Annotated in this window: 6 protein-coding genes; 5 read left to right on the top strand and 1 reads right to left on the bottom strand. The window is 74.3% G+C overall.

Annotated elements, in window-relative coordinates; translation table 11 throughout:
• The first annotated feature begins 15 nt into the window (after positions 1-15).
• The 4 genes from KMS84_RS23765 to KMS84_RS23780 all read left to right on the top strand — a co-directional run bounded on the left by KMS84_RS23765 (position 16) and on the right by KMS84_RS23780 (position 8,014).
• Positions 16-843 carry a carbohydrate ABC transporter permease gene (locus KMS84_RS23765; protein ID WP_256918465.1) on the top strand — a complete coding sequence of 276 codons (828 nt, stop codon included), beginning with the start codon at positions 16-18 and terminating at the stop codon, positions 841-843.
• A 161-nt stretch (positions 844-1,004) separates the two neighbouring features.
• Positions 1,005-3,362 (top strand): bifunctional glycosyltransferase/CDP-glycerol:glycerophosphate glycerophosphotransferase, encoded by a 2,358-nt coding sequence (locus KMS84_RS23770; protein WP_256918459.1) that lies wholly within the window; start codon positions 1,005-1,007, stop codon positions 3,360-3,362.
• Positions 3,363-3,515: 153 nt separating this feature from the next.
• On the top strand, positions 3,516-5,759 hold the full coding sequence (locus tag KMS84_RS23775) for a bifunctional glycosyltransferase/CDP-glycerol:glycerophosphate glycerophosphotransferase (protein ID WP_256918460.1): 2,244 nt from the start codon (positions 3,516-3,518) through the stop codon (positions 5,757-5,759).
• 5 nt (positions 5,760-5,764) lie between these two features.
• Positions 5,765-8,014 carry a bifunctional glycosyltransferase/CDP-glycerol:glycerophosphate glycerophosphotransferase gene (locus KMS84_RS23780; RefSeq protein ID WP_256918461.1) on the top strand — a complete coding sequence of 750 codons (2,250 nt, stop codon included), beginning with the start codon at positions 5,765-5,767 and terminating at the stop codon, positions 8,012-8,014.
• Between the two features lie 7 nt (positions 8,015-8,021).
• On the opposite strand, the gene KMS84_RS23785 is transcribed toward KMS84_RS23780, so the two are convergent.
• A complete protein-coding gene (locus KMS84_RS23785; RefSeq protein ID WP_256918462.1) occupies positions 8,022-9,311 on the bottom strand; it encodes a hypothetical protein in 1,290 nt (429 codons plus the stop codon).
• Positions 9,312-9,495: 184 nt separating this feature from the next.
• Between KMS84_RS23785 and KMS84_RS23790 the strand changes: the two genes are divergently transcribed.
• A complete protein-coding gene (locus tag KMS84_RS23790; RefSeq protein ID WP_256918463.1) occupies positions 9,496-10,242 on the top strand; it encodes a hypothetical protein in 747 nt (248 codons plus the stop codon).
• The last annotated feature ends 82 nt before the right edge of the window (positions 10,243-10,324 follow it).

Consider the following 10,324-nt stretch of genomic DNA (forward strand, 5'->3'; position numbering starts at 1 on the left):
CGACTCGAATGGATCATGAACAAGCTCAACGGCGGGCTGGTCCGCGCCTTTCTGATCGTCGTCGCCCTGTTCTGGCTGGTGCCGACCGTCGGGCTGCTCGTCTCCTCGCTCCGCGCTCCCGAGGACATGAGCGCGAGCGGCTGGTGGGAGGTGTTCTCCAAGCCCTCCCAACTCACCTTCGACAGCTACCACAAGCTGCTGGAGAACGGCGACATCACCGGTTCCCTGGTCAACACCGTGCTCATCACGGTGCCGGCCACGGTGCTGGTCGTCCTCATCGGCTCCCTCGCGGGCTACGCGTTCGCGTGGATGGAGTTCCCGGGGCGCGACTGGTGGTTCCTGGGCGTCGTCGGGCTGCTGGTCGTGCCGGTGCAGGTGGCGCTCATCCCGATCGCCGAACTGTTCGGCAAGATCGGCCTGTTCGGGAACATCCTGGGCGTCGTCCTGTTCCATGTCGGGTTCGGGCTGCCGTTCGCGGTGTTCCTGCTGCGCAACTTCTTCGCGGAGATCCCCCGCGAGCTGCTGGAGGCGGCCCGTCTGGACGGGGCGGGTGAACTGCGCCTGTTCGCCAGGGTCGTGATGCCGCTGGGCGCCCCCGCGATCGCGTCCCTGGGCATCTTCCAGTTCCTGTGGGTGTGGAACGACATGCTGGTCGCGCTGGTGTTCACCAACGCCGACAGCCAGCCGATCACCGTGGCCCTCCAGACCCAGGTACGGCAGTTCGGCAACAACATCGACGTGCTCGCGCCCGGCGCGTTCATCTCGATGGTGATCCCGCTGGCCGTGTTCTTCGCGTTCCAGCGGCAGTTCGTGTCCGGCGTGATGGCGGGCGCCGTCAAGTAGCGCCCGGTCGCCGGGAGAAGGGGGGCGGGCCGGGTCACCGGCCCGCCCCCGTTCGTTCACCCGCAATCCCCCGTATGCCGCAGAAACCGTAACCAAGTCACTCCATCGGCCGTTTCCGGGCAAGGCCCTGTCTACCGCCCGCGCCGACCCATGGATGTCCCTTGCCCAGGTTCAGTGTCATCGTCCCCGCGTACAAGGTTCAGGCGTACCTGCACGAGTGCCTCGAATCGGTGCTGTCCCAGTCGTACACCGATCTCGAACTGATCGCGGTCGACGACAGGTCGCCGGACGCCTGCGGCGAGATCATCGACGAGTTCGCGGCCCGGGACGCGCGGGTGCGGGCCGTGCACCTGCCGGAGAACGTCGGCCTGGGGCCTGCCCGCAACGCCGGCCTGGAGCGGGCCACCGGCGACTACCTGCTCTTCCTCGACTCCGACGACACCCTCACCCCGGGCGCGCTGCGCGCGATCGCCGACCGGCTGGAGGCCACGGGCGGGCCCGACGTGCTGGTCTACGACTACGCGAGCACGTACTGGACGGGTGAGACCGTCCGCAACAAGTTCGCGGAGCAGCTCGCCGAGGAGGGGCCCGCGCCCTTCCGGCTCGAGGACCGCCCGGGACTGCTCAGGGTGCTGATGGTGGCCTGGAACAAGGCCTACCGGCGGGAGTTCGTCCGGGCGACGGGGCTGCGCTTCCCGCCCGGCTACTACGAGGACACGCCGTGGACGTACCCCGCGCTGATGGCGGCGCGCACGCTGGCCACCCTGGACCGGGTCTGCGTGCACTACCGCCAGCGCCGCCGGGGCAGCATCCTGTCCACCACGAGCCGGGGGCACTTCGACGTCTTCGAGCAGTACGACCGCGTCTTCGCGTTCGTCGAGCAGCGGCCCGAACTGGCCCGCTGGCGGCCGGTGTTGTTCCGGCGCATGGTCGACCACCTGTCGACCGTGTTCACCAAGCGGGACCGCCTGCCGCGCGGCTCGCGCGCCGAGTTCCTGCGCAGGGCCCGTGCGCACTACCGCCGTTACCGCATGCCCGGCGCGTCGGTCTCGCTGCGTTCCCGGCTGCGCCACACCCTGGTCCACTTCGGCGTGCACCGCACCTACCGGGCGCTGGAGGCGTCCATGACGCTGCGCAGGCGCACCCACAAGGCGGCGGCGAAACTCGCCCGCGCCCTGCGGGCGGCCCTGCTCCAGGCCCACTACCGCATCCAGCTGAGGCTTCCGCTGCGCGCGGACCGTGCCGTGTTCGCCGCGTACTGGGGCCGCGGCCACGGCTGCAACCCGGGCGCCCTGGAGGCCGCGTTCCGCGAGCTGGCGCCGCAGGTGCGCACGGCGTGGATCGCCCGCCCCGAGCACCAGGACGCCGTCCCGCCGGGCCCGCGCCGGGTGCGGCCCGGCACGGCCGCCTACTGGACGGCGCTGGCCCGCTCCAAGTACCTGGTGAACAACGTCAACTTCGACCGGCGGCTGGTCAAGCGCCCCGGTCAGGTCTTCGTCCAGACCCAGCACGGCACCCCCCTCAAGCACATGGGCCTCGACCTCCAGGACCGTCCGGCGGCCGCCCGCGGCACGGACTTCGACGAGCTGCTCCGGGGCGTCGACAAGTGGGACTACGTCCTGTCCGCGAACCGCCACACCACGCTCACCTGGGAGCGGGTCTACCCGGGACGCTACGAGACCCTCGAGTACGGCTATCCCCGCAACGACGTCTTCCAGCGGGCGACCGCGCGGGACGTGGCCCGGCTGCGCGAGTGTCTCGGCATCCCCCCCGACGCCGTCGCCGTCCTGTACGCGCCCACCCACCGCGACTACCGGCGCGCCCAGCGCTGCCCCCTGGACCTGGAGCGCGTCCTGCGCCGGCTGGGCCCGCGCTTCGTGATCCTGGCCCGCGCCCACTACTGGCAGGACCCGCTAGTCGACCGCCCCGCGCCCGGAGTCGTCGACGTCAGCGGCCATCCGAGCGTGGAGGACCTCTGCCTGGCCTCGGACGTCCTGGTCACCGACTACTCGTCGCTGATGTTCGACTACGCCAACCTGGACCGCCCGATCGTGGTGCACGCCGAGGACTGGGAGGCCTACGAGGCGGCCCGCGGCACCTACTTCGACCTGCGGTCCTTCCCGCCGGGCGCGGTGGCGCGCAGCGAGGACGAGCTGATCGACATCTTCGCGACCGGCCACTGGCGCGGCTCCCGCTCGGCGCAGCTGCGCGCCGCGTTCCGCGAGCGGTTCTGCCCGCACGACGACGGCCGCGCCGCCGAGCGCGTCGTACGGCGGGTGGTGCTGGGCGAGCCGGAGCCGCTCCCGGTGACGCCGCTCGCCGACCGCCGGCCCGTCCCGTCGGCGGCGGCCACGGCGGCGGCGACCGCCGAGGCGGCCCTGCCGGGGCCCGTCACGGGGCCTGCGCCGGTCGAGCCTGCGGCCGGGTCGAGCGCCGAGCCGGGGGTGTCGTCGGGGCGGCCGTCGCGTGCCGTCGTGCCGCGGCCCGCCGGTCCCCGTTCCGTCGCCGACCGCCGCTGATCCGCCTTCCGCCCCCAGGGAGTCCGCATGCCCACCGGTTCGTCGCGGCCCACCCCGACCCGGCCGTCCACCTGGCGCCCGACCGGACGCCCCGGCCGCGGTCGTCCGGCCTGAGCACCAGGCACCGCACCGAGAAGACACAGAAAGAGCAGCATGCCCCGCTTCAGCATCATCGTCCCGTCCTACGGGGACGGGGGTCCCCCCGGCCGTGTGGACACGCGAGTGGGGGAGGGCCGGCTGTCCCTGGCGCTGGACTCCGTCCTCGCCCAGTCCCACGGCGACGTCGAGGTGATCCCGGTCTCCGACGCGCCCGGCTCGACGGCCGAGGCCGTGGCCGCCCGTCACGCGCGGCGCGACGCGCGGGTGAGGCCCGTGCGGTCACGGCCGTCGCTGGGCCGCGCCGGAGCGCTCAACGCCGGGCTGCGCGCGGCGACCGGGGCGTACGTGCTGTTCCTCGACGGCGACGACACCCTCGCCCCGGGCGCCCTCGCGGCGCTGGACGCCCGTCTCGCGCAGACCGGCGACGTGGACGTCCTGTACGCCGAGCACGAGCGCGTGCCCTGGTGGGAGGGCGAGGCGGCCAACCCGGCGGCGCCGCTGCTGGCGACGGCGCCGAAGGACGCCTTCGCCCCCGTCGAGGCGCCGCAGGTCAGCGGGGTGCGGCTGCCGGTGTGGGGCACGCTGTACCGGCGGTCGTTCCTCGCCGAGCACGCGCTCGTCTTTCCCGAGGGGCACTTCACCGACGTCGGCTTCGGCGGGCTGGTCGGCGTGCACGCGGGGCGGGTCGCGGTCCTGCGGTCGGTCGTCGTCCGGCATCTGCTGCGCCGCCAGGGCGACCCGCTCAACCAGCCGGGCGCCCACCACATGGAGCTGCTGGAGCGGGTCGAGCTGGTGATGGCGCGGGCGGCCGACGCCGGGCTCGGCGAGGACCGGTCGGGCCCGCTGTTCGAGCAGCTCTTCGCCGCCGTCCTGAAGACCGCCGCGCACCCCACCCGGCTGGCCGGGCGCCGCCGCGCCTTCTTCCGCCGTGCGGGCAGGCTGTACCGGCGCCACCGCCCGGCGGGATTCCGCCGGCCCCCCGGCAGCCTCGGCGTGCAGCACCGCCTGCTGGCGGCCGGCGCGTACACCGCGTTCCGGGCGCTGCGCGGCGCCAACCGCAGGGTCGCGGCCGCCGTCCGGCGGATGCCCCGCGCCCGGACGCTGCGCACCCGTCTGTACTACCGGAGCCAGCTGCTGCGCCCGATCGACCCCGCACTGGCCGTGTACTGCGCCTACTGGGGCCGCGGGTACGCCTGCAACCCGGCCGCGATCCACGCCAAGGCCGCCGAACTCGCCCCGCACGTGCGCGCGGTGTTCCTCGTCGAGGCCGACCAGGCGCACACGCTGCCGGAGGGCGTCGAGCACGCCGTCATCGGCAGCCGCCGCTACTGGCAGGTGCTCGCCCGCGCCAAGTACCTCGTCAACAACGCCAACTTCGAGGGGGCCGTCGTCAAACGGCGCGGCAGCGTGCACCTGTCGACGCAGCACGGCACCCCGCTGAAGAAGATGGGCGTCGAGCAGGCGGACCACCCGGTGGTCGCCGCCGCCACCGGAAGCTTCGACCGGCTGCTCGGCCGGATCGACCGCTGGGACTACAACCTCAGCTCCAACCGGCTGTCCACCGAGGTGTGGGAGCGGTCCTTCCCCTCCTCGTACGAGATGCTCGAGTACGGCTATCCGCGCAACGACGTCTACTACACGGCGTCGGCGGACGACGTGCGCCGGGTGCGCCGCGAGCTCGGCGTGCCCGAGGGCCGCACCGCGCTCCTGTACGCGCCCACCCACCGCGACCACGACGCCGCGAGCGACACCCGCCTCGACCTCGGGGCGCTGTGCGACGCCCTCGGCGACGACTTCGTCGTCCTGCTGCGCGCCCACTACTTCCACGACGACGACCGGGCCCGCGCGCGGCACGGGCGGATCATCGACGTCACCGGGCACCGCTCGTCGGAGGACGTCTGCCTCGCGGCCGACGCCCTGGTCACCGACTACTCGTCGATCGTGTTCGACTACGCCAACCTCGACCGGCCCGTCGTCGTGTACGCCGACGACTGGGACGTGTACCGCGAGACGCGGGGCGTCACGTTCGACTTCCCGGGCTCCCCGCCGGGCCCGGTCGCCCGCACCCCCGAGGAGCTGGCCGACGTCTTCCGCTCCGGCCGCTGGGCCGGCCCCGAGGCGGCCGCGTTGCGCGCCCGCTTCCGCGCCCGGTTCTGCGAGTTCGACGACGGCCGGGCCGCCGAGCGCGTCGTGCGCCGGGTGCTGCTCGGGGAGCCCGCCGAGCGCATCGAGCCCGCCGTCCCGCTCGCCCGGCGCACCCCCGCGCCCGCAGCCGTCACGACCTCTACGAGGAGCTGACCTTCGTGCCCCGCTTCAGTGTCATCGTCCCCGTCTTCAAGGTGCAGGGCTTCCTGCGCGAGTGCCTCGACTCCGTGCTCGGCCAGTCGTTCGACGACGTCGAGGTGATCGCCGTCGACGACTGCTCGCCCGACGGCTGCGGAGCCATCCTCGACGAGTACGCGGCGCGCGACCCCCGGCTGAAGGCCGTCCACCTGCCCGAGAACGTCGGTCTGGGCCGCGCCCGCAACGCCGGTCTGCCGCACGCCACCGGCGACTACGTCCTGTTCCTCGACAGCGACGACCGCTACACGCCCGGGCTGCTGCGCGCGGTCGCCGACCGGCTCGACGCGACCCGCGACCCCGACATCCTGGTCTTCGACCACGTGCGCACCCACTGGTGGGGCCGCGCGGGCCGCAGCGACGCGGCGGACCTGCTCGAACAGGCCGGCGCCGACACCTTCGCCGTCCGCGAGCACCCCGAGTACCTGCGGCTGTTCCTGGTCGCCTGGAACAAGGCCTACCGGCGGGACTTCTTCGTCGAACACGGCTTCGCGTACCGGCCGGGGCTGTACGAGGACGCGCCCGTCACCTACCAGACGATGGTCACGGCCGAGCGGATCGCCTGTCTGGACCGGGTGGGCGTCGAGTACCGGCAGCGACGGCAGGGGGCGATCACCCGCACCCCCGGACGCAAGCACTTCGACATCTTCGACCAGTACGAGGGGCTGTTCGCGTACCTCGCCGAGCGGCCCGGCCTCGACTGGGCGCGGCCGCTGCTGTTCGAACGGGCGCTGGATCACATGCTGTTCACGGTGGCCCGCCCGGAACGGGTGCTGCGCGGCGACCGCAAGGAGTTCCACCGCCGGATCCGGGCCTTCTACCGCAGGCACGTGCCGCCGGGCTTCGTGCCGCCGCCGGACAGCCGCCGTACGGAGATCCGGCTGCTGGCGCTCGCCCCCTACCACCGGGCCCACCTCTGTCTGGGCCTGTGGCGGCGCGGCGGGCATGCGGCGGGGCGCCGGGCGGCCCGGCTGCGCGAGCTCTTCGCCCGGCGGGTCAAGCGGTGCTGGTACCGCCTCCAGCTGCGGCGGCGCCTCGACCCGTCGCTCGCCGTGTACTCCGCCGGGCACAGCCGCGCCGTGAACGGCGACCCGCTGGCGATCCACGCGCGGGCCGCCGAACTCGCCCCGCACGTGCGGGGCGTGTGGGTCGTCCGGCCCGACGCGGTGGACCAGGTGCCGCCGGGGACCGATTTCGTGACGACGGGATCCTGGCGCTACTACCGGGTGATGGCCCGCGCCAAGCACTGGGTCAACGACTGCAACTGGGCCGGCGACCTGGTGAAGCGCCGGGGGTCGGTGCACGTCCAGACCCACCGCGGCACCCCGCTCAAGTACATGGCGCTGGACCTCCTCGACCGGCCGGGCGCCCGGCACGGGGCCGACGTGCGCGGCATGCTCCGGCGCAGCGACCGCTGGGACGTCAGCCTGGTCGCCAACCGGCACTCCGAGGAGGTGTGGCAGCGGGCCTTTCCCTGTCACTTCGCGTCGCTGCGCAGCGGCAGTCCCCGCAACGACGTCCTGGTGCGGGGCGGGGGCGAGCGCGGCGCCGGGCTGCGCGCGCGGCTGGGCATCGAGGCGTCCGAGACGGTCGTGCTGTACGCGCCGACCCCGCGCGACTACCGCAGGGGCCGTCACGTGTGGCGGGTGGACCTGGAGAACCTGGCCGCCTCCCTCCCTCCCGGGCACCGGCTCCTGGTGCGGCTGCATCCGAGCCTGGCCCGGCACCCCGAGCGGGCCCTGGTCCTGCGCGACCTGCACCGGCGCGGCGCGCTGAGCGACGTCACCGACGAGCGGCACGTGGAGGACGTGCTGCTCGCCGCGGACGCCCTGGTCACCGACTACTCGGCGCTGATGTTCGACTACGCCCTGCTGGACCGGCCGATCGTGGTGCACGCCGACGACTGGGCCGCCTACCGTGCGGCCCGCGGCGCCTACTTCGACATCACGGCCGAGCCGCCGGGCCGGGTGACGCGCTCGGACGAGGAGCTGGTGAGGACGTTCGCCTCCGGCGCCTGGCGGGACGCCGAGTCGGCCCGGCTGCGGGCCGCGTTCCGGGAGCGGTTCTGCGAGTACGACGACGGCCGGGCCGCGGAACGCGTCGTCCGGCGCGTCCTGCTGGGCGAGGCGCCGGGAGCGGCGGGCGGCGACGACGCGGTCGTCAGGATCCCGGCGGCGGTCGACCGTTCGGCGCGGCTGCCGGAGTACAGCTGACCGCCGGTCAGCGGGAGGCCGGCGCCGGGACGCGCCGGCCCGCGCGCGAGGGCGGGGCCGGGTTCCTCCCTCGCGCGCCGGCGCGGCGCACGTGGGTTTCCAGCAGCAGGGGGATCCCGCACACGGGCAGCAGCATCGCCATCACCATCAGCCGGGGCCCGACGGACACCTCGGGGTGCCCGGCCTGGTTCGCCAGGCCCGCGAGGGCGACGCCGACGAGCAGGCAGGCGAACGCCCGGCAGTGGCGGAAGGCGCCCCACGCTCCGCAGCCGAGCAGCAGCAGGACCAGGGGCTGCGCGAGCGCGTCGCGCAGCCATTCCCGCCAGAAGGCGAGGCTCAGCCGCCAGAACTCGGGGCCGGGGTCGGCGACCGGGCGCCTGGTGTAGTGGACGGAGAGCAGTTCCTCCAGGCTGGCCTTCGTGCTCGGCAGCCCGTAGGCGAGCACGACGAGCTCGATCGCGACCGCGAGGGCCGCCGTCGTCACGAGGAGCACCCGCTCCGGGCGCGGCGGGCGCTCCCCCCGCAGCCGGCGCGCGCACAGCAGCACCGCGGTCACGACGGCGATCCCGGCGACGGCGAGCAGGGTCTGCGCGTACTTGACGACGGCGGCGCCGGCGAAGCCGAGGACGGCGATCGTCGTCCCCGACCCGACACGTCCCCGCAGCACACGGACGCAGCCGAGGACGCCGGCGAGCAGCAGGCACAGCAGCAGCCCCTCGCACAGGGGCAGCATGGACTCCTGCCCGGTCGGCAGCGCGTAGTAGAGCACCTGCCCGGTCAGGGCCAGCGGCACGGAGACCCCGAGTGCGCGCAGGACGAGCACGACGAGGCCGCTCGCCGCGACGGTCGCCACGACCGCGGCGAGCCACAGGCCGACGACCGGCCCGAGTCCGCTGACGAAGGGCACGGTGTACAGGGGGTAGCCGGGCCTGGTGGCGAAGATCTCGGACATCCGCGGGTCGCTGAAGAGGGCCATGTAGCCGCTGAAGCCGGTGCGTCCGGCGTTGCGCGCGACGCGCTCCCCCATCGTCCGTCTGCATTCGCGCTCGGCGGTCCGGCCCTCGTCGTGCTCGCGGTAGTGGGCGAGGTCCGCGCTGTCGTGCTGCGCCGAGCGGACCCGCACGCTGTCGCAGAAGTAGTCCACCGCCCGCCGGGAGGCCTCCTGTCTGCCGAGTCCCTGGAGCATGTAGCTGTGGGCCAGGTACTGACGGGTGTCCATGGCCGCGCGGCCCTGTGTCCGGGCCGACTGCGCGCCGGCGAACAGCAGGGCGAACACGAAGAACCAGAGGAGGAGCACGCGTCGGTCGTTCGGTGGGGACGGCGGTCGACGGAGCCGGTCAGTTCTCCACATGGTCACCTGGCCTATCATGCGTTTCAGCACGATATCGACCGGTATGAGCCGCGTCGTGGTCACGATCGTCGGGATCCACCATGCGGCCCAGCCGCCGGGAACAGGGCCCGGGAGAGGGAGTGCGCGAGCGATGCGCCCCACCGTCCGCCCCCTCCGGCGTCCGGCGCCGTACCGGCTTCTCGGCGCCCTGCTCTGGCTCGCGATGTCGCTCGCGTGGTGGCGCGAGCCGCTGAGCCGCGCGGCGGTGACCGGGCCGGTCGGCCTGCTGGTGCTGCTCACCGGGACGGGCCGTTTCACCCGCATGCTGACGGACCGGCCGTGGGCGCCGGTCCTCGGACTCTTCGCGGTGGCGTGGCTGTGGGGCGGCCATCTCGCGGGGCCGCCCGCGGGCGTCGGGGCCGCGGGGGGCGGCCCGGCCCCGCCGTCGGCGTTCGCCGTCGGACTGACCCTGTGGGCCTGGGCGGCGACGGGCTCACGCGCGGGGGCGGTGCGCTGCCGGGTCCGCTACGTCGGTCCCGGCGGCCTGCGGAGCCCCTGGGGGTACGTCTGGCTCGGCACGCTGTACGCCCTGATCGCGCTGCTGGACCCGGTGACGTTCGCCGTGGCGGCGGTCGGGGCGGCGGTGCTGGTCGCGGGATGGGAGCGCGAGGGGCGGGCCGTGGCCGGCCGGTGGGCGCTGACGGCCGTGGCGCCGGTGACGGCCCTGTGGCTGCGCCGGTCCGTCGGCGTGCTCCCCGCGGACGGGGGCCCGGCCACGGACCTGCTGCGCGAGCCGCTCCGGCAGGGGACGTCCGGGCATGTGTGGCTGGTGCTGATCGGGCTGCCCGCGCTGCTGCTGGCGGCCTGGCGGTCCAAGCGGGCGCTGGGGCAGCGGTGACGCGCGGCCGGGGGGCACGAGGCGGGGGAACGCCGGGCCGGGGACCGGTGGGCGGCCGAACGCGAGGCGGGGAAACGCCGGG

The organism is Streptomyces hilarionis, assembly GCF_024539675.1.
In the GTDB taxonomy this organism is placed as follows: Bacteria; Actinomycetota; Actinomycetes; order Streptomycetales; family Streptomycetaceae; genus Streptomyces; species Streptomyces hilarionis.

Coding starts and splice junctions, on each gene's coding strand:
- KMS84_RS23765 (WP_256918465.1), top strand. CDS start 16: ATGAACAAGCTCAACGGCGGGCTGGTCCGCGCCTTTCTGATCGTCGTC.
- KMS84_RS23775 (WP_256918460.1), top strand. CDS start 3,516: ATGCCCCGCTTCAGCATCATCGTCCCGTCCTACGGGGACGGGGGTCCC.
- KMS84_RS23790 (WP_256918463.1), top strand. CDS start 9,496: ATGCGCCCCACCGTCCGCCCCCTCCGGCGTCCGGCGCCGTACCGGCTT.